18 protein-coding genes and 1 pseudogene are annotated in these 24,177 nt (G+C 63.0%); 14 read left to right on the forward strand and 5 right to left on the reverse strand.

The annotated features are described in order from the left end of the window. Positions 1–241: 241 nt before the first annotated feature. Genes BLP82_RS03895 through BLP82_RS03905 form a run of 3 tightly spaced genes read left to right on the forward strand, consistent with a single transcriptional unit; the run spans position 242 to position 3,242 of the window. Entirely contained in the window at positions 242–1,624 is a 1,383-nt protein-coding gene (locus tag BLP82_RS03895) for an MFS transporter (RefSeq protein WP_092165493.1), read from the forward strand. Then, positions 1,621–2,361: an SDR family oxidoreductase gene (locus BLP82_RS03900; RefSeq protein ID WP_092165494.1), complete on the forward strand. Its 741-nt coding sequence runs from the start codon at positions 1,621–1,623 to the stop codon at positions 2,359–2,361. Before BLP82_RS03895 ends, BLP82_RS03900 begins: the two co-directional genes overlap by 4 nt. 32 nt (positions 2,362–2,393) lie before the next feature. Continuing rightward, positions 2,394–3,242 carry an ureidoglycolate lyase gene (locus BLP82_RS03905; protein WP_092165495.1) on the forward strand — a complete coding sequence of 283 codons (849 nt, stop codon included), beginning with the start codon at positions 2,394–2,396 and terminating at the stop codon, positions 3,240–3,242. A gap of 210 nt (positions 3,243–3,452) precedes the next feature. On the opposite strand, the gene BLP82_RS03910 is transcribed toward BLP82_RS03905, so the two are convergent. From BLP82_RS03910 to BLP82_RS31945, 4 genes and pseudogenes are all read right to left on the reverse strand, one after another. Next, complete coding sequence (locus BLP82_RS03910; protein ID WP_092165496.1) at positions 3,453–6,548, reverse strand: efflux RND transporter permease subunit; 3,096 nt, start codon at positions 6,546–6,548, stop codon at positions 3,453–3,455. A 3-nt stretch (positions 6,549–6,551) separates the two neighbouring features. Next, positions 6,552–7,721 (reverse strand): efflux RND transporter periplasmic adaptor subunit, encoded by a 1,170-nt coding sequence (locus BLP82_RS03915; protein ID WP_092165497.1) that lies wholly within the window; start codon positions 7,719–7,721, stop codon positions 6,552–6,554. A gap of 101 nt (positions 7,722–7,822) precedes the next feature. Then, positions 7,823–8,578 carry a methyl-accepting chemotaxis protein gene (locus BLP82_RS31940; RefSeq protein WP_371914108.1) on the reverse strand — a complete coding sequence of 252 codons (756 nt, stop codon included), beginning with the start codon at positions 8,576–8,578 and terminating at the stop codon, positions 7,823–7,825. Positions 8,579–8,680: 102 nt separating this feature from the next. Beyond that, a pseudogene (locus BLP82_RS31945) lies at positions 8,681–9,874 on the reverse strand (HAMP domain-containing protein); the annotation flags it as partial. Positions 9,875–10,352: 478 nt separating this feature from the next. On the opposite strand from BLP82_RS31945, the gene BLP82_RS03925 reads away from it, so the two are divergent. From BLP82_RS03925 to BLP82_RS03940, 4 genes are all read left to right on the forward strand, one after another. Next, on the forward strand, positions 10,353–11,801 hold the full coding sequence (locus BLP82_RS03925) for an APC family permease (RefSeq protein ID WP_092165499.1): 1,449 nt from the start codon (positions 10,353–10,355) through the stop codon (positions 11,799–11,801). 82 nt (positions 11,802–11,883) lie between these two features. Further along, positions 11,884–13,305, forward strand: coding sequence for an aldehyde dehydrogenase family protein (locus BLP82_RS03930; RefSeq protein WP_092165500.1), 1,422 nt, complete (start codon positions 11,884–11,886; stop codon positions 13,303–13,305). Between the two features lie 11 nt (positions 13,306–13,316). Next, positions 13,317–14,666 (forward strand): aminotransferase class III-fold pyridoxal phosphate-dependent enzyme, encoded by a 1,350-nt coding sequence (locus BLP82_RS03935; RefSeq protein ID WP_092165501.1) that lies wholly within the window; start codon positions 13,317–13,319, stop codon positions 14,664–14,666. 82 nt (positions 14,667–14,748) lie between these two features. Next, positions 14,749–16,074 carry an alginate export family protein gene (locus BLP82_RS03940; RefSeq protein ID WP_092165502.1) on the forward strand — a complete coding sequence of 442 codons (1,326 nt, stop codon included), beginning with the start codon at positions 14,749–14,751 and terminating at the stop codon, positions 16,072–16,074. Between the two features lie 190 nt (positions 16,075–16,264). Here the strand turns inward: BLP82_RS03940 and BLP82_RS03945 are convergent, their stop codons facing one another. Further along, the gene (locus BLP82_RS03945) at positions 16,265–17,017 is read right to left on the reverse strand and encodes an IclR family transcriptional regulator (protein ID WP_092165503.1); all 753 of its coding nucleotides are present in this window, start codon (positions 17,015–17,017) and stop codon (positions 16,265–16,267) included. A 274-nt stretch (positions 17,018–17,291) separates the two neighbouring features. Between BLP82_RS03945 and BLP82_RS03950 the strand changes: the two genes are divergently transcribed. Genes BLP82_RS03950 through BLP82_RS03980 form a run of 7 tightly spaced genes read left to right on the forward strand, consistent with a single transcriptional unit; the run spans position 17,292 to position 24,175 of the window. Next, positions 17,292–18,833: an acetolactate synthase large subunit gene (locus tag BLP82_RS03950; RefSeq protein ID WP_060742720.1), complete on the forward strand. Its 1,542-nt coding sequence runs from the start codon at positions 17,292–17,294 to the stop codon at positions 18,831–18,833. A gap of 10 nt (positions 18,834–18,843) precedes the next feature. Then, positions 18,844–20,334 (forward strand): aldehyde dehydrogenase family protein, encoded by a 1,491-nt coding sequence (locus BLP82_RS03955; protein WP_092165504.1) that lies wholly within the window; start codon positions 18,844–18,846, stop codon positions 20,332–20,334. Between the two features lie 26 nt (positions 20,335–20,360). After that, positions 20,361–21,155 carry an SDR family NAD(P)-dependent oxidoreductase gene (locus BLP82_RS03960; RefSeq protein WP_060742718.1) on the forward strand — a complete coding sequence of 265 codons (795 nt, stop codon included), beginning with the start codon at positions 20,361–20,363 and terminating at the stop codon, positions 21,153–21,155. A gap of 12 nt (positions 21,156–21,167) precedes the next feature. Continuing rightward, the gene (locus BLP82_RS03965) at positions 21,168–22,208 is read left to right on the forward strand and encodes a YCF48-related protein (protein WP_092165505.1); all 1,041 of its coding nucleotides are present in this window, start codon (positions 21,168–21,170) and stop codon (positions 22,206–22,208) included. Between the two features lie 11 nt (positions 22,209–22,219). Continuing rightward, positions 22,220–22,669, forward strand: coding sequence for a VOC family protein (locus BLP82_RS03970; RefSeq protein WP_060742716.1), 450 nt, complete (start codon positions 22,220–22,222; stop codon positions 22,667–22,669). 13 nt (positions 22,670–22,682) lie between these two features. Continuing rightward, on the forward strand, positions 22,683–23,285 hold the full coding sequence (locus BLP82_RS03975) for an amino acid synthesis family protein (protein ID WP_092165507.1): 603 nt from the start codon (positions 22,683–22,685) through the stop codon (positions 23,283–23,285). A gap of 26 nt (positions 23,286–23,311) precedes the next feature. Beyond that, complete coding sequence (locus BLP82_RS03980) at positions 23,312–24,175, forward strand: alpha/beta fold hydrolase (RefSeq protein ID WP_092165509.1); 864 nt, start codon at positions 23,312–23,314, stop codon at positions 24,173–24,175. Positions 24,176–24,177 lie beyond the last annotated feature (2 nt).

Consider the following 24,177-nt stretch of genomic DNA (forward strand, 5'->3'; position numbering starts at 1 on the left):
TCAACGCAATCAACCTCACAGGATACGAGGGCCAATTTAGGACTGCTTCGCAGCCCGGCGGGGATAAATCCCCTCGCCACAGGATCCTAGTCCGAATCCCAAGCCTCGATAACAATACGTTATCGACTAATCCAAAAATGCCATTGGGAAAGAATCGATTCCCGACAGTAGAGTCCTCATTCAATCGCCGAATGAGTCGCTCATTCGACGTGACCCAATAAAAACAATCAGGGGTTACCTCATGCAAACCATCTCCGAGCCGTTGCCCGCCCAGGCACAAGCCGGCCAGCTGGATTTTGAAGACCGGACCTACCGCAAGGTGATCTGGCGGATCCTGCCCGTGTTGCTGTTGTGCTACATGGCGGCGTACCTCGATCGGGTGAACATCGGGTTCGCCAAGCTCGACATGCTCAACGAGCTGCAATTCAGCAACACGGTGTATGCCTTGGGCGCCAGTATGTTTTTCTGGGGCTATTTCCTCTTCGAAGTGCCCAGCAACCTGTTGTTGCATCGCTTTGGCGCACGGTTCTGGATCGCCCGGATCATGCTCAGTTGGGCGGTGATCTCCATGGCCGTGGCCTACACCGTACCGCTGGCGGCTTTCTTCCACATCGAATCGAGCACGATGTTCTATGTGCTGCGCTTCCTGTTGGGCATCTGCGAAGCGGGCTTTTTCCCTGGGGTGATCCTCTACCTCAACTACTGGTTCCCGACCCATCGGCAGAGCCGGGTGATGTCCGGGTTCCTGCTGGCGTTGCCGGTCAGCCTGACCCTGGGCGGCATACTCTCCGGCTGGCTGATGAACAGCATGCAAGGGGTGCATGGCCTGTCCGGCTGGCAATGGATGCTGCTCATCGAAGGCATTCCGTCGATCATCATGGCGTTCGTGGTGATCGTCTGCCTGGCCGACAACATCGACAAAGCCAAATGGCTGACGGTCGCGGAAAAAGCCCTGCTCAAGGCCAATCTGCAAACCGACAACCAGGGCAAGGCCACGCGCTTGAGCGAAGTGTTCTTCAACCCTCGGGTGTGGTTGCTGGTATTGATCCTGCTGACCTTCAACACCGGCTTCTATGGCCTGGCGTTCTGGATGCCTTCGATCATCAAGAGCACCGGCATCACCAACAGCTTGCACATCGGTTTGCTCACCGCCATTCCTTATTCGGTGGCGGTGGTGGCGATGCTGCTCAACGCCCGGCACTCCAACCGCACCGGTGAGCGGCGCTTGCACGCGGCGATCCCGGCGTTCATTGGTGGCGCCGGCCTGATCCTCAGCGCCTTCTTCGCTGACAACCTGGTGTTGTCCGTGCTCTTTCTCAGCGTCTCCGCTTCGGGGATTCTCAGCTTGATGCCGATTTTCTGGACCCTGCCAGGCACCGTGCTGTCGGGGGTCGCCGCCGCAGCCGGCATCGGCATGATCAACGCCATCGGCAACCTGTCGGGCTTTACCGGCTCGATGATCACTGCCGTGGCCGAAACCCTCACGGGCAACATCAACAACGGCACTTATGTACTGGCCTTGTGTCTTTTGGTCAGCGGCGGGCTGATCCTGGCCATCCCCGCTTCGATGCTCGGCAGGACCCCCAAGCACGCCGCCACGGCAGCGCAACTGGAGACAGCATGAACCTGCAGAACAAGCGCGTTCTGGTCACGGCAGCAGGGCAGGGCATTGGCTTGGCCAGTGCCATTGCCTTCGCCCGGGCCGGTGCCGAGGTGATCGCCACGGACATCGATATCCATGCACTGGCGGGGATCGAAGAGGTCACCGCCATGCCCCTGGATGTCACCTCGACCGCTGCCATTAGCGCCGCCTGCGAGCGCATCGGCGGGCTCGATGTGCTGTTCAACTGCGCAGGCTACGTGCACAGCGGCAACATACTGCAATGCGATGAAGCGGCCTGGGCGCGTTCGATGGACCTCAATGTCACGGCCATGTATCGGATGATTCACGCGTTTCTGCCCGGCATGCTGGCCCGTGGCGGCGGCTCGATCATCAACATGTCGTCGGTGGCCTCCAGCGTCAAGGGCGTGCCCAATCGCTTCGCCTATGCCACCAGCAAGGCGGCGGTGGTGGGCCTGACCAAGGCTGTCGCCATCGACTTCGTCAGCCAGGGCATCCGCTGCAACGCGATCTGCCCGGGCACCGTGGACTCGCCTTCGCTGCGCCAGCGTATCGCCGACCAGGCCGTGCAACAGGGCGTCGATGAGGCGCAGGTCTACCGGCAGTTCCTCGACCGCCAGCCCATGGGACGCATCGGCAGCACTGAAGAGATCGCCCAGTTGGCGGTGTACCTGGGCAGCGATGCATCGGCCTACACCACGGGTGCCATTCACGTCATCGACGGTGGCATGAGCCTCTGAACCCCCGGTCTTCACTTGAGCAGGAGCACGACATGAAACTATTGCGCTACGGCGAAAAAGGTTCGGAAAAACCCGGGCTGTTGGATACCGACAATCAGCTGCGCGATCTCTCGGGCCATGTGCCGGACATCGCCGGGCAGGTCCTGGGCGCGGACAGCCTGGCAGCGCTCGCCGCCCTTGACCCGCGCAGCCTGCCGCTCGTTGCCGGCCAGCCGCGCATCGGTGCCTGCGTCGGCCAGGTCGGCAAATTCATCTGCATCGGCCTGAACTACGCCGACCATGCGGCCGAGTCGAATATGGAGGTGCCGAAAGAGCCGATCATCTTCAACAAATGGACCAGTGCCATCTGCGGGCCGAACGACGATATCCAGATCCCGCGCGGCTCCCTCAAGACCGATTGGGAAGTCGAGTTGGGCGTGGTCATCGGTAAAGGCGGGCGCTACATCGACGAAGCCAATGCCATGGAGCATGTCGCCGGCTACTGCGTCATCAACGATGTGTCCGAGCGCGAGTGGCAACTGGAGCGCGGCGGCACCTGGGACAAGGGCAAGGGCTTCGACACCTTCGGCCCACTTGGCCCCTGGCTGGTGACCCGGGATGAAATCGCCGACCCGCATACGCTGGATCTGTGGCTGGAGGTTGACGGACACCGCTATCAGAACGGTAATACCCGAACGCTGATCTTCAGCGTGCCGCAACTGATTGCCTACCTGAGCCGCTGCATGAGCCTGCAACCGGGGGATGTGATCTCCACCGGCACGCCACCCGGCGTCGGCTTGGGCATCAAGCCCGCCCCGGTGTTCCTGCGGTCGGGCCAGACCATTCGCCTGGGAATCGAGGGCTTGGGTGAACAGCGTCAGGTCACTGTGCAGGCGGACTGATGGACTGGGCTCGCTGCCCCCTCAGGTCTCTGTGGGAGCAGGCTTGCTCGCCAAGGCGGCGTCACAGTCAATGAAGGTGTTGACTGTGCTGGCCTCTTCGCGAGCAAGCCCGCTCCCACAGAAGGATTGCGGATGCACGCGGATAGTGTGTTCGCTGAAGATCCACTGTGGGAGCGAGCTTGCTCGCGATAGCGGTGGCCCGGCCTGGCCTCACTTTGGATCAACCCGCCTGACACGCTTCATCACCACCACGAAAAACACCGGCACGAACACCACCGCCAGCGTGGCGGTGATCATCCCGCCGATCACCCCGGTGCCGATGGCCTGCTGGCTCGCCGAACTGGCACCGGTGGCAATCGCCAGCGGTACCACCCCGAGGATGAACGCCAGCGAGGTCATGATGATCGGTCGCAGGCGCAGGCGTGCAGCCTGGAGCGTGGCGTCGATCAGGTCGTGGCCTTCGTCGTACAGGCTCTTGGCGAACTCGATGATCAGGATCGCGTTCTTCGCCGACAGGCCAATGATGGTGATCAACCCGATCTTGAAGAACACATCGTTGGGCATGCCGCGCAACGACACGGCCAGTACCGCGCCCAGCACACCCAGTGGCACCACCAGCAGCACCGAGGTCGGGATCGACCAGCTTTCGTACAGGGCCGCCAGGCACAGGAACACCACGAGCAACGACAGGCCCAACAGGATCGGCGCCTGGCTGCCGGACAAGCGTTCCTGCAAGGACAACCCGGTCCATTCCTGGCCCAGGCCCGTCGGCCCCAGGGCCACCAGCCGTTCGATTTCGGCCATGGCTTGCCCGGTGCTGTAGCCCGGTGCCGGTTCGCCGGAAATGCTCACCGCCGGATAACCGTTATAGCGGGTCAATTGCGCCGGTCCCTGGGTCCAGCGGGCCTGGACGAAGGCCGACAACGGGACCATTTTCCCGCTGTTGTTGCGCACGTGGATCTTCAGCAGATCCTCGACCTGGCTGCGCTGGTCGCCCTCGGCCTGGACCACCACCCGCTGCATCCGCCCCTGGTTGGGGAAGTCGTTGATGTAGGCCGAACCCACTGCCGTGGACAACACGCTGCCGACATCGGCAAAGGAAATGCCCAGGGCATTGGCCTGCTTGCGGTCGACCTCCAGTTGCACCTGCGGCGCCTCCGCCAGGGCGCTTTCGCGCACATTTATCAGCATCGGGCTTTTTTCGGCGGCGGCGAGCAATTCGCTGCGGGCCTGCATCAAGGTGGCATGGCCGAGTCCGCCACGGTCCTGCAAACGGAACTCGAAACCGCTGGAGGTGCCCAGGCCATCCACGGGCGGCGGCAGCACCGAGAACGCCATGGCATCCTTGATTTGACCCAGGGCCAGGTTGGCGCGGTCGGCAATCGACGCCGCCGAATCCTTGGCGCCGCGTTGCGACCAGTCCTTGAGGGTGGTGAAGGCCAGGGCCGCGTTCTGCCCACTGCCGGAAAAGCTGAAACCGAGAATGATCGTGCTGTCGCCGACCCCCGGTTCACCGGCGTTGTGGGCTTCGATCTGCTCCACCACTTGCACCGTCCGGTGTTTGCTCGCACCCGGTGGCAGCTGGATGTCGGTGATGGTGTAGCCCTGGTCTTCCACCGGCAGGAACGAGGAGGGCAGGCGACTGAACAACAGGCCCATGCCCACCAGCAGCACGCCGTAGATCAGCAGATAACGGCCGCTGCGTTTCACCGCATAGGCCACCCACCCCTGATAGCGGTCGCCGAAGCGGTCGAAGCCACGGTTGAACCAGCCGAAGAAACCGCTTTTGGCGTGGTGATCACCTTGGGCGATCGGTTTGAGCAAGGTCGCGCAAAGCGCCGGGGTCAAGGTCAGGGCCAAAAAGGCCGAGAACAGGATCGACGTCGCCATCGACAGCGAGAATTGCTGGTAGATCACCCCCACCGAGCCCTGCATGAACGCCATCGGAATGAACACCGCCACCAGCACCAGCGTAATGCCGATGATCGCACCGGTAATCTGCCCCATGGCCTTGCGCGTGGCCTCCTTGGGCGACAGGCCTTCCTGGGCCATGATCCGCTCGACGTTCTCCACCACGACGATGGCATCGTCCACCAGGATACCGATGGCCAGCACCATGCCGAACATGGTCAGCACGTTGATCGAGAACCCCAGCGCGAGCATCGTCGCGAAGGTACCCATCAATGCCACCGGCACCACCAGGGTCGGGATCAGGGTGTAGCGGATGTTCTGCAGGAACAGGAACATCACCGCGAACACCAGCAACATCGCCTCGCCTAGGGTGTAAATCACCTTGGTGATCGAGACCTTGACGAACGGTGAGGTGTCGTAGGGAATCTTGTACGCCACGCCGGCCGGGAAGTAGCGCGACAGCTCGTCCATCTTGTTGCGCACCAGGGTCGCGGTGTTCAAGGCGTTGGCGCCGGGCGACAGTTGCACCGCCACCGCGGTGGACGGCTTGCCGTTCAGGCGCGTGGAAAACTGGTATTCCTGGCTGCCGATCTCCACCCGTGCCACGTCGGCGATGCGCACCGTCGAGCCATCGGGATTGGCCTTGAGCACAATGTCGGCGAACTCCTGCGGCGTGTTGAGCTGGCCTTTGACGACGATGGTCGCGGTGATTTCCTGGGTGCTGCGGCTCGGCAACTCCCCCAGGCTGCCTGCCGACACCTGGGCGTTCTGCGCCACGATGGCGGTATTGACATCGGCCGGGGTCAGGTTGAAACCGACGAGTTTCTGCGGATCGATCCAGATCCGCATGGCGCGCTCGGCCCCGTACAGTTGAGCCTTGCCGACACCGTCCAGGCGCTTGATCTCGTTCATCACGTTGCGCGCCAGGTAATCGCTGAGGGCCACGTCGTCGAGCTTGCCGTCGCTGGAGGTGAGGGTAATCAGCAGCAGGAAGCCGGCGGAGACTTTGTCCACTTGCAAGCCCTGCTGCGTGACCGCTTGCGGCAGGCGCGACTCCACCGCCTTGAGGCGGTTCTGCACGTCGACCTGGGCCAGTTCCGGGTTGGTCCCGGGTTGGAAGGTCGCGGTGATGGTGGCGCTGCCCAGGCTGCTTTGGGATTCGAAATACAGCAGGTTGTCGGCGCCGTTGAGTTCTTCCTCGATCAGGCTGACCACGCTTTCGTCCACGGTTTGCGCCGAGGCGCCTGGATAGACGGTGTAGATCTCGATTTGTGGCGGGGCCACCACCGGGTATTGCGCCACCGGCAGTTGTGGGATGGCCAGGACACCGGACAACAGGATGAACAAAGCGACGACCCAGGCGAATACCGGACGGTCGATGAAAAATTGCGGCATGGCTTAGTGTCCTGCCTGTGGCCCGGGAACCTGGGCGAGGGGGAGTGGAGAGTCGTCGATCCGGACGTGCTCGCCGGGACGGGCGTGTTGCAGGCCTTCGATGACGATGCGGTCGCCGGGTTTCAAACCGTGGGTGACGACCCAGCGATCGTTTTGCGCGGCGCCCAGTTGCACCGGTTGCTGGCTAACCTTCTGCTCGGCGTCCAGCAGCAATACCTGGGCGATGCCGGCGCTGTCGCGCAAGATGGCCCGTTGCGGCACGGTGATGCCCTGGCTGTTGACCGCCTGTTCCAGGCGCACGCGGATGAAACTGCCCGGCAGCAGGTCCAGGTCGGGGTTGGGGAACTCGCTGCGCAGGGTGATCTGGCCGGTGCTCGGGTCGACGCTGAGGTCGGTGAACAGCAACTTGCCGGGCAGCGGATAAGGGCTGCCGTCGTCCTGGATCAAGGTGGCCTTGGCCTGGCCTTGGCCGACCGCTTGCAGTTGCCCTGCGCGAAAGGCGCGGCGCAGGTCATTGAGTTCGCGGGTCGATTGCGTGAGGTCGGCGTGGATCGGGTCCAGTTGCTGGATCAACGCCAACGGCGTGCTTTCGTTCTGCCCGACCAAGGCACCCTCCGTCACCAGGGCGCGGCCGATGCGCCCGGATATCGGCGCGGTCACCGTGGCATACCCGAGGTTCAGTTTCGCCCGTTCCACGGCGGCCTTGTTGGCGGCGACGTCCGCGGCCGTCTGGTGCACGTTGGCCCTGGCGTTGTCGTAGTCCTGGCCACTGATCGCCTTGTCATCGATCAACTGGGCGTAACGTTGTGCCTGCAAGCGGGCCTGGAACGCATTGGCCTCGGCCTTGCGCAACGCCGCCTCGGCACTGTCCAGGTCGGCCTTGAACGGCGCCGGATCGATGCGAAACAGCACCTCGCCCTGTTTGACGTCGCGGCCTTCGTGAAACACCCGCTGCAAGACCACGCCGGCGACCCGTGCCCGGACTTCGGCGACCCGTGGCGCGGCGATCCGGCCGCTCAGCTCGTTACTGATCGACAGCGGCCGGGCCTGGACCGTTTCGACACGCACGCTTGCCAGCGGGGCGGAGGCTTGCGGGTTCGAGGCACTATCACAGCCACTGAGCAACAGCACGCCCACCAACAGGCCCAGTGTGACGAAAGGAATCTTGGACATGGTGCTTCCCCAATATTGAGCCGCCCATGGTAGGGATCGAAGCCAATGCCAGGGGTGAAGCTTTGTAGGCGCTCTGTGAAATTGTGTAAGCGCACAGGCCGCTAGATCCGAAAATGCCCCACCAACTGCTGTTGATGGTTGGCCATGGCATGCAACGAGTGGCTTGCCTGCGACGCTTCTTCCATCCGGCCGGTCAAGGTTTCGCTGATTGCCCGAATGTCGCTGACGCGATGGCTGATGTCTTCCACGACAGCGCTTTGCTCCAGGGCGGCGCTGGCGATCTGTTGGTTCATGTGTTCGATCACTTCCACGGCGTCGGTGATGTGTTGCAGCGCCAGATGGGTCTTTTCGACTTGAGCGACGCTGTCCCTGGCCTGTTCGCGGCTCAGTTGGGTGCTGTGCACGACCTCCTGGCTCAACTGTTGCAACGCTTCGATCACCGTGCGTATCTGCACGACCGAGTTCTGGGTGTTGCTGGCCAGGTGGCGAACCTCATCGGCCACCACGGCGAAGCCGCGCCCCTGTTCACCGGCCCTGGCCGCTTCGATGGCGGCATTCAAGGCCAGCAGGTTGGTCTGCTGGGCAATGGCACAAATCACGTCCAGCACCTGGCCAATGTGTTGACTGTTGCCGGCCAGCGCCTGCACTTGCTCGAGGGTGGTTTCCAGGCGCCGGTCGAGGCTGTCGATGCTGGTGACCGCGTTGGCGAACAATTCCCGTCCCGATCGGCTGGCGTTTTCGGCAACGGTGGCGGCATCGGCCGCCTGGTGGGAATGGCGAGCCACCTCCTGGGCGCTGGTGCTCATTTCATGCAAGGCGGTCGCTGCCAGCTCGACTTCCCGGTACTGCGTGTGCATGCCCGCGCTGACTTCCCGGGCCACTCGCGCCGACGTATCGGCGGTGTTGCGGGTGTCCAGGGAGGCTTGCTGGATATCGCGGATGATGGGCTGCAACTTGTCGAGAAAACGGTTGAAACCCCTGGCCAGATGGCCCAACTCATCGTGGCGGTCGTTGGGCAGGCGCTGGGTGAGATCGCCGTCGCCTTCGACAATCGCATCGAGCATATGCGCCACCCTCAGCAGTGGCCGGGTCACGCCGTAAGCGGTGAGCCAGATGAGCAACAGTCCCAAGCCGGCAGCCAGCAAGCCCAGGCTGAGGTTGAACCAGTTGGCCTGGCGATGCTTGTCGTCCAGTTGCGCCTGCATGTGCAGGGCTGGCGCTTGCACAAGGGCTTCAGGTACGCGTATCTGCAATTGCCAGGGGCTATTGGCGGCAACGGTTTGCACGGCTTGCCGAACGTCGACCGAGGTGCCGTCAACCGTGCCGCTATGGCCGGCAACTTGCCCTGACGGGGAAAGAATGTTGATCGCGCTGTGGCCGGGATACAGGTCGTTGGCCAGGCTGGCGGCCAGTTGCTGGAGAGTATCGAGGCTGATGTCCATGCCCACCACGCCGATGACGTTGCCCTGGTCCAGCAGCGGTATGGAGATGCTGCTCATCAACGTCTTCTGGCCTTCGACTTCGATCGCGTAGGGCTCTGTCACGCAGGTGCGTCCCAGGGTCTGCGGGCAGACGTACCAGGCGTTGGCCGGCTCGCTGCCCGGTGGTGCGGTGTTGGCGCTGATCTGGGCTTCGCTGAGCACCTCCTGCACCAAGTGGCCGGGTTGGCTTTGCGACCAGTACAAGGCGAAGCGACCCTTTTCGTTGCCGGCCAGATCGCGCTGGCCAATGAAACTGGCATCTTCACCGACCAGCGCGTCGGGAAACAGCACCACGTAGAAGCCGAGGACTTTTTCGCGGTTCTGGAGGGCTTGGCGGGTCGCGGCGATCAGGTCACGGCGCAGTTGCCCCGGCGTCAGTCGCCCGTTCCACGCCTGGGCGCGCAGTTGCAGGACCTGTTGGGCAAAGCCTTCTCCATAGATCGCGGTTTCGCTGAAAAAGCGCTCCACCCGCTGACCGTGTGCCAGGCCCTGTGCCTGCAGGCCTTCCAGGGCCGAGCGCCCGAGCAGTTGACTGCTTTGCTGCTTGAGCAGTGTTGCGCCTTGTTGGTTCTGATACAGGGAGGTACCGGTCAATGCCCCGACGACGGCCAGCAGGCACAGCCCACTCAGGAGCGTGATCCGCCATTGGATAGAGAGACGAGCGAAGAACATGCTGAGATTTTCCTGCGCTTAGGGATTTTATTGTTCTGTGCCCAGCACTGTTTGAACGACGGGCGAGGCTATCTTGCGGCAGAAAGCGCCTGCCGGTTATCCCGAATCGGCAGCCGTTGTGCCCAGGCGTTGGGCTAATGCAAGTCACTTAGGGCGACGACGTCCCTGTGGCGAGGGGATTTATCCCCGTTGGGCTGCGCAGCAGCCCCCCATACAAGCCAACTCAATCTATCTGACACACCGAGTTGTTCGGCTTTTAGGACTGCTGCGCAGCCCAGCGGGGATAAATCCCCTCGCCACAGGGGCTGACCTGTTTTGGGGCGCCGCCTCGGATGCTGCCGTTTTGGGATAGCGAAGGGTTTTGGCAAGGGCCTAGCATCGAATCCAGCGTGCAAGCAGAACAATAAGCTTTTGGACGTCGGCGAAACTGGCCGTCTCCGATCCAGCAACACTGCCTCATACAATAAGGTCAAGAACAATGAGTGTATCTTTCCCGATCAGCAGCTCGACGGAGTTGAAGCGCGGTGCCCTGGGCGTCGGCTTCATCATCTTCTTTGTGATTTCGGCGGCGAGTCCCTTGAGCGTCATCGCCGGCGGTTTCCCCATCGGCATCATGCTGGGCAACGGCGCGGGTACGCCGGCGTTGCTGCTCCTGGCGCTGTTGGTGTTGCTGGCCTTCTCGGCGGGCTACACGGCCATGTCCCGGCACGTGACCAACGCCGGTGGTTTCTATGCCTTCACCTCTCGCGGTTTGGGTGGCCTGGCCGGCGGCGCGGCGGGGGTGCTGGCGATGTTCGCCTACAACATTCTCCAGGTCGGTCTGTACGGCATGTTCGGCGGCGTGGTCAGCGGCACGATGGCCAGTGTCTTTGGCCTGGATTTGCCGTGGTGGACGTATTCGCTCCTGGCGATGGCGAGCATCGCGATTCTCGGTTATCGCAAGATCGACCTGTCGGCCCGGGTGCTGTCGGTGGTGGTCATTGCCGAGTACCTGGCAATCCTGACGCTGGATTTCGCCATCCTCAAGACCGGCGGCGACAGTGGCATCAATCTCGATGCGTTCGATCGCAGCCATGTGTTCAGCGGCACGCCGTCCATCGGCTTGCTGTTCTGCTTCGCGGCGTTCATCGGCTTCGAGGCCACCACCATCTACGGCGAGGAGGCCAGGAACCCGCACCGTACGATTCCCATCGCCACCTACAGCTCGGTGCTGTTGATCGGCGGTTTCTATGCCCTGTCGGTTTGGGCCATGGTGGTTGGCGTAGGCGCGGACAAGATCGTACCGACCTTGCAGGCGCTCCAGGATCCCACCACGTTCATCTACGGCATGTCCGATCACTTTGTCGGCCCGCACCTGACCCAGATCATCCGTGTGCTGTTCATGGTCAGCATCTACGCTGGGCTGCTGGCGTTCCACAACGCCGCAGCGCGTTATTTCTATGCCATCGGGCGTGACGGTTTGCTGCACAGCCGGTTGGGCACCACCCACCGCGTGCACCAGAGTCCGCACATGGGCTCGGTCCTGCAGAGCCTGATCGCAGCGGTGGTGGTGCTGATCTTCGCCGCGCTGGACGCCGATCCAATCCTGCAATTGTTCGCCTGGTTCTCCAACCTGGCCACGTTGTGCGTGATCCTGCTGATGGCCCTGACCTCGGCGGCGGTATGGGTCTATTTCCGCTCGCACCCGGAGTTGAAGCTGGGGCTCTGGCGCGGACGGATTCTTCCAGGCTTTTCGTGCCTGGCATTGCTGGCGGTCCTGGCCCTCGCGGTGATGCATTTCGACGTGCTGACCGGCGCCAGCAAACTGTTGTCCTACGGCCTTTGCGCCGTCATTCCCGCCGCGCTGATTGTCGGCGTGTTCCTCGCCGCCCGATTGCGCAAGTCCTCACCCGAGCGGTTCATGGCGTTGGGCAGCCACAAGCTCTAGGGCGCCACGCGATCACGTCAAACCACACAAAAAACTGCGCTGTCGTTCGGGACGGTCCGGCCGCGCGTGAAAGGAAGATGCTATGCACGATTATCAAATGCTCATCAATGGGGCCCGGGTCGACGGCGAAAACGGCCACTTCGATGTGGTCAATCCGGCGACCGGCAGCGTGTTCGCCCGCTGTGCGGCCGGTTCCCTGGCCCAGCTGGACCTCGCCGTCGAAGCGGCACAGTCGGCCTTTGTCGAGTGGCGATACAGCAGCCATGAAGATCGCCGCCAGCGCCTGCTGAGCATCGCGGCGGACATCGAGCAGGACGCCGAGTCGTTGGCCCGGCTGATTGTCCTGGAGCAGGGCAAGCCACTGGAACTGGCGTTCTCCGAAGTGATGGGCGCGGTGGCCTGGACGCGTTACGCCGCCGAACAACAGATCCCCGTGGAGTTGGTGGAACAGACCCCGAGCCAGCGCATTGAACTGCACCGCAAGCCGTTGGGCGTCGTCGCATCGATCACGCCCTGGAACTGGCCCTTCATGATCGCCGTCTGGCACATCATGCCGGCGTTGCGGGCCGGCAATTGCGTGATCAGCAAGCCGTCGAGCCTGACCCCCCTGAGCACTTTGCGCCTGGTGGAGATCATCGCGCGCCATGTCCCTCGGGGCGTGATCAATAGCGTGACCGGCGAACAGGGTTTCGGCAGTGCGATCACTGCCCACGCCGGCATCCAGAAGATTGTTTTCACCGGCTCGACCGCCACCGGCCAAAGCGTGATGCGCGGCGCCGCGGTCAACCTCAAGCGCCTGACCCTGGAGCTGGGCGGCAACGATGCCGCCATCGTGCTGCCCGGCACGCCGGTCGAGGCGGTGGCCGAAGACATTTTCCAGGCCGCCTTCCTGAACATGGGGCAGACCTGCGCCGCCCTCAAGCGTTTGTACGTCCACCAATCCCAGTACGAGGCCTTTGCCGAGGCCCTGACCGTTATCGCCAGGCGTCAGGTGGTGGGTGACGGCTTGGCGCCCGGGGTCACGTTTGGCCCGGTGCAGAACCTCGAACAGCTGACACTGGTTGAGGAACTGGTGGCGGACGCCCGTGCCCAGGGCGCGCGGATGTTGTGCGGCGGTGCCCGTCTGGACCGCCCGGGCTTTTTCTATCCGCCGACGCTGGTCGCCGATGTGACCGATGGCCAGCGCCTGGTGGATGAGGAACAGTTCGGGCCGGTGTTGCCGCTGATTGCCTACCAGGATGTCGAGGACGTCCTGCGTCGAGCCAATGCTGGCGACATGGGCCTGGGTGGATCGGTCTGGGGACGCGACAGCGAGCAGGCACAGGCCCTGGCCAGTCGCCTGGAATGTGGCATGGCCTGGGTCAACTGCCATGCGCAGATCCAGCCGAATACGCCGTTTGGCGGCAGCAAGATGTCCGGCTTCGGCGTCGAGTTCGGCCTTGAAGGGCTGTTGGAGTTTACCGGCCAGCAGCTGCTGTACGTACGCAAGCGTGAAACAGAGTGAGGACTGCAGCCATGTACGAGCACTACAAGACGGCACAGAAGAAGTTCTGGCACCCGATGAGTTCTTCGGCGCCAGCCAACCGCTCCAAGACGTTGATCATCGCCCGTGGCGATGGCAACTACATCACCGATATCGAGGGCCATCGCATGCTCGACGGTGTGGGCGGCCTCTGGAACGTGAACGTGGGCCATAACCGGGCTTCAGTGAAGGCAGCCATTGCCGCGCAACTGGACGAACTGGCTTATTACCAGACCTTCGACGGCATCGCTCATCCGCGGGTGTTCGACCTGGCCGAGCGGCTGACGTCGATGTTCGCCCAGGAAAACATGGCGCGGGTGCTGTTCAGTTCCGGCGGTTCCGATGCGGTCGAAACGGCCCTGAAAATGGCCCGTCAATACTGGATCGCCAGCGGCGAGCCAGGGCGCACGCGCTTCCTGTCGTTGCGCAATGGCTACCATGGCGTGCACGTGGGCGGCACCTCCGTGGGTGGTAATGGGGTCTATCACTACAACCACGGGCCGCTGTTGGCCGGTTGTCATCTGCTCGATACGCCGTGGCTGTACCGCAACCCCTGGGACTGCCACGATCCAGAGGAATTGACCGCTCACTGCATTCGCCAGTTGGAAGACCAGATCGCGCTGCTGGGTTCGCAGACCATTGCCGCGTTGGTCGCGGAGCCGGTGCAAGGTGCCGGTGGCGTAATCGTGCCGCCGGCGCATTACTGGAAGAGGCTGCGTGAAGTCTGTGATCGCCACGGCATCTTGTTGATCGCCGATGAAGTGGTCACGGGGTTCGGCCGCACCGGCTGCATGCTCGGCAGCCGGGGCTGGGGCGTCGCGCCCGACGTGCTGTGCCTGGCCAAGGGCATCACCGCCGGCTACGTCCCCATGGGCGCCACGGTGTTCAACCAGCGCATCGCCGATGCCATCGAGAACGGTCCGGGTTTCAGCAGCGTGATCATGCACGGCTACACCTACAGCGGTCACCCGACGGCGTGTGCAGCGGCCCTGGCGGTGCTGGATATCGTCGAAGCCGAGGACTTGCCGGGCAATGCCGGGAAAGTCGGTGCCCAATTGCTGGAGCAGCTGCAGCCGCTGACCGAACGTTATGCCGTGGTGGGCGAAGTGCGTGGCAAGGGCTTGATGATCGCCGTGGACCTGGTGGCGGACAAGGCCACCCGCGAGCCGCTGGACCCGGCCAATGGCCTGGCCTCGCGCATCGCCGAGCAGGCGCGCCGCGCCGGCGTACTGGTGCGTCCGATAGGCAACAAAATCGTGATGTCGCCACCGCTGACCCTCACCTGCGACGAGGCCGCCATGATGGTCGGTGCGTTGGACGGCGCGCTCGCCGACTGCCGCTAGCCCGAACAGCCGGCGCAGCGTGCTGCGCCGGCTCCTGAATATAAAGACAGCCTTCGAAGGCGCACCACAAGGAGCTCCAGCCATGCGGAACCTATCGCGTATGGAATTTTTCGGCAGTGGCCTTGCCTGTACGCTGGCGCTCTGCGCTGCGAGTCAGGTCCAGGCCTATGCGTTGTATGCCGATGACGACACTCACCTCAACGCCGACATGCTGGCGGTGTTCGGCCATTTCAACAGCCGCAAGAACTACGACGGCAGGCCCGGCGGTTCAACCTGGCGCGAAGGCTTTATCAAGTATGGCGTCAGCGGCGACCAGGGCCTGGCCGGCCGTGGCACCGCCTACGGTGCGTTCAGCCTGGTCAGCTCCGCCACCTGGGGCGATGGCGACGCGGCCGGCAATACACTGGGCAGCGAGCGCACGACGAAGATCGAAGACGCTTACCTGGGCTGGCGCTCCGCCGATCTGTTCCCTGTGCTGGGGCAGGACGGTGTCAATATCTCCGGCGGTCGCCAGGTGGTCAAGCTGGGCAGGGGGTTCTTGATCAACGATGACGGGCCGAACCTGGGCAAAGGGCCTGCCGATGGACGCTTGAATCGCGGGGGTGCCTATTACCTGGCCGCCCGGCACGCCTTCGACCAGACCGCCGTATTGCGTCTGGGCGGGCAGGAGGGACTGCATGGCAGTGCGGTCTGGCTCAAGTCCGACAACCGTGCACAGGCCGAAACCGAACTGGCCGCTGGCACGCTGGACTACACCGCTAAGGCCGGGACCTTGGGCTTGACCTGGATCCATGGCCTGGATGTGAGCGACCAGTGGGCCAGTGACTTCCAGAAGCAACGCAAGGGCATGGACGTCTACAGCATTCGTGGTGAAGGCGACGCGGGCATCGAGAACGCCAGCCTGGCATTCGAATACGCCTGGCAGGACAAGGACGCCGGCCCGCAGAACGCCTGGTACGCCGAGGCCGGTTATAGATTTGCCGATCTCGCCTGGGCACCCAAGCTGACGTACCGCTACACCCGCTATTCGCAGAAGTGGGATTCGCTGTTCACCGGGCAGAGCACGGGTTATGGCACGTGGTTCCAGGGTGAAGTCGCGGGCAATTATGCCGGGCCCTTCAACAGCAATACGGGCATTCATCATGTCGGCCTGACAGCCACGCCGTTGGAAAACCTGACCCTCGGTGCGTTGTACTTCGATTACAACACCGTACGTAAAGACAACGCCCTGAACCTGGATGCCCGTGAGCTGGATGTGTATGCCGAGTGGGCCGTCAACGAGCATTTGATCGTCACCCCGCTGATCGGCCTCTACAAGCCGGATCGGGATGCAACGACGGGAGGCAATCAAGTGACGGGCAATGGCACCAACGTGTACAGCCAGGTGACGGTGGCTGTGCCGTTCTGAGGCAGGAGTTGTTCGATAAAACCTTGTGGCGAGGGAGCTTGCTCCCGCTGGACTGCGCTGTAGGAGCTGCCGAAGGCTGCGATCTTTTGATTTTGATCTTTCGTTTGAGACTCAATGGGGTCGAAAAGATCGCAGCCTCGCTTCGCTCGACAGCTCCCACAGGACACTGATATGGCTGCACCTCCGGTTTCTAACCGACGGCAGGCTGGATATGCATCCGCTCGGCAATCCGCCGGGTCGTATCCATCACCATTTCAACCACGGTTTCCTGGCGCAGCAGCTTGAAGCTATGGGTGCTGCCCACGGCCGAAAGGCTGCCCACCACCTCGTCGAGCTCCGGGTTGACGATCGGCGCCGCGATACCGGTGAGGCCCAGGTTGAGTTCGTCGTGGGTCATGCAATAGCCATCCTTGCGGATTTTTTTCGTGGCCTTGGAAAAGCTTGCCCAGTCATGGCCGCTGTCGGGGTCGTTGGCCAGGTGTTCTTCGAACAGGCGTTGCAGGCGCCGGCCCTTTTGGAAGGCGATCAATACCTTGGATTGCGCACCGCGAAAAAACGGCAGTGGTTGGCCGCGGCCGAATGAGAACTGGTAGGTGTCACTGGGTTCGGCGATGTAGGTGTTGATGATACGGCCGTCGTAGAAAACGCTGGCGAACACCGCCAGGCCAGTGGCGTCGGACAGCTCGTGCATCAACTCGCGGCCTGCCACAAGGATCGGGTCGTACTGCCGCATCATCCAGTCCAGCTCAATGATGCGGGGCCCCAGGCCATAGCTGCCGGCATCCACCCGCACCAGCAGGCCGGCATCGCACAAGTCCTTGACGTAGCGGTACACGGTCGCCCGTGAGAGGCCCATGCGCTCGGCGATGGTATCGGGGTCGATCTTCAATGTGGCCGGGCCGAAAAGGTCCAGCACACTCAGCATTTTGCTCAGACTGCTCATTTCGCTCCTAAAGGGGGGAATGGCGCGTAGGGGGTCGTTGGGTGAGCACTATAGGTAGCCGCGGCGCTGATGAAAAGCCCGCGCACTCGCTCAGAAGCGCGTCGCCACGGTAACTCAATGCTTGAGAAATACAAGGGGATTTCCAGTCGTTTTGTCTTCTAAAATATGCATTAATCTCAAAATATGATTTTAATGCAGAAAAATAGCTTGTTTTGTCGATTGTGCTGTGTGATAAATCTCAGCCACTGCAAACGCTCGATGAAGAGGGCTGGAAATGAATGGTGCGCAACTGATAGTGAAGGCGGCGGTGGCAAGCGGTATCGAATACTGCTTCGCCAATCCCGGAACGACTGAAATTCCCCTGGTGGCAGCCATGGCCAGCGCGCCAGCCCTCAAGCCGGTGTTGTCCTTGTTCGAAGGCGTATGCACCGGTGCGGCGGACGGCTACGGCCGGATTGCCGGCAAGCCGGCGATGACCCTGACTCACCTCGGCCCGGGCTTTGCCAATGGCATTGCCAACCTGCACAACGCGCGTCGCGCCAACACCCCGATCGTCAACGTCATCGGCGATCATGCGTCCTGGCACGTCAATTACGATCCACCGCTGGCCAGCGACATCCAGGCGTTGGCCGGCAGCGTTTCCAAGTGGGTACGGACCTCGCGCACGGCATCGGGCGTCGGTGAGGATTTCCAGGAGGCGGTGCGTGCCGCCTGGCAAGCCAACGGTCAGATCGCCAGCCTGATTCTGCCGATGGACCTGCAAGCCAACACGGTGCAGCACGAGAAAGCCTTCACGGCATTGCAGGCTCCGGTCCGGCGTTTTGCCGGTGACCGGGTCGAGGCGGTCGCCCAGGCATTGCGCGATGGTCGGCGCCTGGTATTTATCGTCGGCGACCAAGGCTTGTCCGTCGCCGGCCTGGAAGCGGCGGGGCGTTTGGCGCAACTGCCGGGCGTGCGGCTGTTCGCCGAAACCTTTCCGCGTCTGAGTTATCGCGGTGGTGGCCTGCCAGACCTGGATCGCCTGCCTTACTTCCCCGAAGTGGCCATCGAGATCCTTGACCAATACGACGCGGTGGTCTGTGCCGGCGTCCCCGAGCCCATCAGCTACTTCGGCTACGAAGGCATTGCCTCCCGGCTGGCAGAGCGTGAACGCCTGCTGTGTCTGGCCGAGGTGGGGGACGACGTTGCCGGGGCGCTCACTGCGCTGGCCGATGCGCTCGAGGCGCCGGCTTACGTGCCCACGCCAACCGGTATCGAACTGCCGCCCGGCGAAGCCACGTTGACACCGCAGTCGGTGGGCCAGGTGCTGGCGGCATCGTTGCCGGACGACTGCATCGTTTCGGTGGAAGGCGGCACGTGCGGTTATCCGTTCTTCACCGCCTCGGCCCATGCCGCCCGGCATCGGGTCCTGACCAACACCGGTGGGGCCATCGGCCAGGGCATCCCGGTGGGCTTTGGCGCCGCCATGGCCGAGCGTGGCAACAAGGTCTTCTGCCTGCAGTCGGACGGCAGCGCCCAGTACACCATCCAGACCTTATGGAGCATCGCCCGCGAGCAACTGCCGGTGGTGATCCTGATCGCGGCCAACCACCGCTACGCCATCCTGCAGAACGAGTTGCGCCGCTTCGGCATGACCGAGCTGGGCCCCGAGGCCCTGAGCCTGACGGTGCTGGACCGTCCACGTATCGATTGGAAGGCCCTGGCCAAGGGCTATGGCTTGCCGGCCAGCACTGTGCACACCAACGGTGAGTTGCAACGCGCCTTGGCCAACGCCAAGGCCGACGGTGGTCCTTGCCTGATCGAAATGGCGCTGTGAAGGAGCGGATATGAACCCGATTCAATTGTTACCTGCGGTCGAGAAGTTCCTGTCGCAACCCGGGCGTCTGTTTATCGGCGGCACTTGGCAGGACGCCGCCAATGGCCGCCGGTTTGCCGTGGAAAACCCGGCCACTGAACAGACCCTGGCTGAAGTCGCCGAAGGTGGCGAACGCGACGTGGATGCCGCCGTCGCTGCCGCCCGCGCGGCCTTCACGGGGACCTGGGCGCAGCAGTCCCCGGCCCAGCGCGGGTTGCTGCTGTTTCGCCTGGCGGAACTGCTCGACCAGCATCGCGAAGAGCTGGCGCAACTGATCACCCTGGAAAACGGCAAGCCGATCGGCGCGGCCCGGGGCGAAGCGGCCAGTGCGGCCAACATCATTCGTTACTTCGCCGGTTGGCCGACCAAGATCGAAGGCAGCACGCTGCCGGTTTCGCCCTCCAGTGGCGCGCCGATGCTCAATTACACCTTGCGCGAGCCGGTGGGCGTCTGCGCGTTGATCGTACCGTGGAACTTCCCGCTGACCATGTGCGTGTGGAAACTCGGCCCGGTGCTGGCGACCGGTTGTGTGGCGGTGCTCAAGCCCGCCGAGCAGACGCCCCTGGTTGCCATTCGCCTGGTGCAGTTGATCGAGGCCGCCGGTTTCCCGGCCGGGGTGGTCAACCTGCTCACTGGCCTGGGTGCGCAGACCGGTGCACCGCTGGCCCAGCACCCGGACGTGGACAAGATCGCTTTCACCGGCTCGACCCAGGTGGGACGACTGATCGCCCAGGCGGCCACTGGCAACATGAAGAAGGTCTCCCTGGAACTGGGGGGCAAGTCCCCCAACATCATCCTGCCGGACGCCGACATTGTCCGGGCCGCCAAAGGCGCCGCCGATGGCATTTTCTACAACCAGGGCCAGGTTTGCACCGCCGGATCGCGTCTGTATGTGCACGCCAGCGTCCTCGACCAGGTGCTTGAAGAACTCCAGCGCCACGCGGCCGCCCATGTGTTGGGGCCCGGCCTGGATCCGGCCAGCAGCATGGGCCCGCTGGTTTCGGCCCGGCAATTGGGCACGGTGCGTGGTTACCTGCAACGGGGCCAGGAAGAGGGCGCCGAACTGATCTGCGGCGGTGATCGGCCGGCCCACCTGGAGCGCGGCCACTTCATCCGCCCCAGCGTGTTTCTCGATCGCGCCGAGCGCGCCTGTGTTGCCCGGGAAGAAATCTTCGGCCCGGTACTGACCGTCATGAGCTGGACCGAAATCGATGAACTGGTGCTGCGCGCCAACGACTCGCCTTACGGCCTGGCGGCCGGTCTCTGGACCCGTGACTTGCGCTCCGCCCATCGCGTGGCGGCGCAGTTGAAGGCCGGCTCGGTGTGGATCAACTGCTGGAACGTCGTCGACCCGGCCTCGCCATTTGGCGGCTACAAGCAATCCGGCTGGGGTCGGGAAATGGGTAAGAACGTGATCGATGCCTACACCGAAACCAAAAGTGTCTTCGTCGATCTGGCCTGAACCGAATAATCACAAGAGGAACTGCTATGGATCTGGAATTGCAAGGCCGCGTGGCGATCGTCACCGGCGGCGGTATGGGCATCGGCAAGGAAGTCGCGCGCTTTTTGTCCCAGGAAGGTTGCAAGGTGGTGATCTGTGCGCGGCGCATGGAGTTTCTCCAGCAAGCCGCCGAGGAAATCACCGCCGAGACCGGCAACGAAGTGCTGCCGCTGTACTGTGACACCAACCAGATGTCGGCGGTGTCCGACATGGTCGAGGCGGCCCACAAGCACTTTGGCCGCATCGATATCCTGGTCAACGGTGCCGCGGCACCGTCCGGCGTGGTGCGCAACGACATCGAACATGCCGGCGACGACGAATTGCTCTCGGACCTCAACACCAAGGTGATCGGCTACTTCCGTTGTGCCAAGGCGGTGACCCCGCACATGAAGGCCGGTGGCTTCGGTCGCATCATCAACATCGGTGGCTTGACCGGGCGTGGCAGCAAGGTCCTCTCGGGCATGCGCAACCTGGCCATTGCCCACATGACCAAGACGCTCTCTGACCAACTGGGCCCTTCCGGTATCACCGTCAACCTGATCCACCCCGGTGTGGTCGATACCCCGCACATCCAGGAGCTGTACGAGCGCGAAGGGGTCAAGCAGGGCAAGACGCCTGAGCAGGTGGAGCAGGGCTACATCGACGCGACGCCGATCCGGCGCACCCTGGCGCCCATCGAAATGGGCTGGTTGATCGGTTTCCTCGCATCCCCCAAGGCGGGCGCCGTGACCGGGGAATCCATTGGCATCGACGGCGGTTTGACCCGTGGCATCTTCATTTGAGGAGCAGCAGTGATGAGTAACGGAACCCTTTTGGTCGCCACCGTGGGGCAAGCGGTGATCCGCAGCGCCGACGATGGCCGTACCTGGCATCGCCTGGGCCTGGGCCAGGACCTGGAATTCGATGCGATCACCCGATCCCTGAGTTTCCACCCGGCTACGCCCGAGGTGATCTACGCCGGCACCGACGTCGGCTTGTGTATCAGCCGTGATACCGGCGGCCATTGGCAGCGGGTAGATTCGCCGTTCAACGGGCAGACCGTCTGGAAGGTGGCCGTGGATCCCCAGGATGCACAGCGTATTTTCGTGGGCACCGGTGCGCCGTCGCGCGCCGTGCTGTGGCGCACCCTCGACGGTGGTCAGCACTGGGATCGTGCCCCCGTGGAGATCCCGGAGTTCTGCGACGGCGTCAGTCGTCCACGGCTGCTGGCTTTTGCCTACGACCCGACTGACCGCAACCAGCTCTGGTTCGGCCTGGAAGAGGGCGGGTTGTTCCACAGCCGTGACGGGGGGCAGAGCTGGACCCGCGTCGATGATCGCTTGCTGTGGGACTTCAACTCGGACGTGCACAACATCGTGGTCCTGCCCAACCATGGGCAGAAGGTCATCGTCGTGGTGTGCGTCAATGCCGTTTACCGCAGCCTCGACGAGGGGCAGACCTGGACCGGCATCGTCGCCCGGGAAGCCTTCGGCCTGTATTACGTGCGCGCCATGAATGCACCGTTGGGCGGCGAGGATACGCTCTACCTGAGCATCTCCGACGGCACCCCGGGCACCACTAGCAAGGTCCTGGTTTCCCGGGATGCCGCCCTCGGTTGGGAAGTGCTGCCGCTGCCACAACAGCCCAACTCCTGCGTCTGGGCGATTGCCTTGAACCCTGCCGACCCTCGCCAGATCGTCGCCGGCACCAAGTATGGGCATCTGTTCACTTCCGAAAATGGCGGTGACGGCTGGCAGAAGCAGTGGCGTGAATTCAGTGAAATCGCTGATGTGCTCTGGACCCCGGCCGTGGCGCAAATCAAGTCCGGGCATCAATCCATCATCAAGAAAAACTGAGGTATCGCGCGATGAAAGTCGAAGTCGTTCGTACTCACCTGTCGTTGTTCGTGAGCGACCCGGAAGTGTCGGCCCGTTGGTACGCCGATGTGCTGGGCATGCATGAAAGCGCCCGGGGTGAAAGCTGGATCATGATGGCGTTTGGTGCCAAGCATCACGACATCGCATTGCTCCGCGCAGAGCCCGGCGCCCACCAGGGCGGCCTGGGGTTGCAGCACTACGGGCTGGAGATCGCGGGCGACATGACCACCCTGCGCAAGCTCTACGGCATGTTGCTGAACAAGGGCGTCGAGGTGGTGAAGATCACTGACCACGAGATCGGCAACGGCGTGTACTTCAACGACCCCGATGGCAATCGCATGGAGTTTTTCCTCGAGTCCGAACACGACGACGAGCGCGGCAAGGCCCGCTTCAAGGCCGCTGGGGCCCCCAGCCGGCATTTCGATCTCGACCCACTTTAAAGAGGCAAGTCTGATGAAAACCGCGAATTTCGCCAGTTATCACATCCGCAAATGGTATAGCTTCGTCGAGGAAACCCTGGCCAACGAAACCGGCCAGTTGGCCGATGGCGAGCCGCTGTTCAAGTACGCCATTGGGGCGGTGATCGCCAACCCTTATGCCGGACGTTTCAGCGAAAGCCTGGCCGAGTTGATAGAACCGTCACCCTTGCTGGGCCAGGAGTTTGGTCGGCGTATCCAGGCCCTGGCCGGCGAGCATGAGATTGTCAGTTACGGCAAGGCGTGCCTGGTGGGCAGCCAGGGCGAGTACGAGCACGGCAATGCGTTGCTGACCAATCCGGCGGCGGATCCGATCCGTGTCGCATTGGGCGGTGGCAAGTCCTGGGTGCCCTCCACCGGCAAGCGGGGCGGGCCTGGCGTGACCATTGACGTACCGCTGGCCCACAAGGACGCGCTGTATGTCCGCTCCCATTACGACAGCATTTCCCTGTCGTTCGGCGATGGTCCCTCGGCCGACGAGTTGATCATCATCTGGGCCTTCGCCACGCGTGGGCGTTTGCATGCACGTCTGGGTGGTCTGCAGGCCGCTGACGTCAAGGGCAATGACGGCCTGTATTGAGGTGCGCTGACGTGGGAAGCCAACGAATGTCTGCAAACAGCCAGTTCTTCACCAATCGTTCGGGGATGCGCCTGCACTACTTGTCGTGGGGCAATGCGTCAGGCATTCCCGTGTTGCTGCTGCATGGGCTGCGGGCCTATGCCCAGACCTGGGCGTCCCTGGCCAATGCGTTGGGCGAGCAATTCTGTTGCCATGCCCTGGACCAGCGCGGCCGTGGCGACAGCGACTGGGCAGAGGCTTCCAGCTACCGGACCGAAGCCTATGTCAGCGATCTGGAAGATTGGGTCACGCACCTGGGACTGGAGCGTTTCATCCTGGTGGGGCATTCCCTCGGCGGCACCAATGCACTGGAGTATGCCCGGCTCAATCCTGGACGCCTGCAAGCCCTGGTGATCGAAGACATTGGCCCCGGCTCGTCGATCAGCGGCGACGGTGCCGAGCGCATACGTCGCGAAATGAGCCAGACGCCCCTGTCGTTTCCCGACTGGGAAAGTGCCTCGCAGTTCTGGCGCCGCTCACGTCCCGGCCTGTCCGCCCAGGGGCTGGCGTCCAGGTTGACCCATTCGATGAAGGAAACCCCGGCAGGCATCGGCTGGCGCCATGATCAGGCCGGCATTGCCCAGGCGCGCCTGAGCATCACCCCGACCGATCTGTGGCCGGCGGTCCGGGCGTTGGATTGCCCGACGCTGTTCATCCGGGGCGCGCGCTCCGATTTTCTGCCCGAGGCGACCCTGGAGGCGATGAAGGAGGCCAATTCGCGCGTGCATACAGCGCAAATCGCCGACGCCAGCCATTATGTCCATGACGACCAGGAGGATACGTTCAACCGTGTCGTCATGGATTACTTGCACGACCAATGCCTACAACCACAACAACAAAGCGGTGAATAACG

Source organism: Pseudomonas sp. NFACC37-1, assembly GCF_900101575.1.
Taxonomy (GTDB): domain Bacteria; phylum Pseudomonadota; class Gammaproteobacteria; order Pseudomonadales; family Pseudomonadaceae; genus Aquipseudomonas; species Aquipseudomonas fluorescens_AA.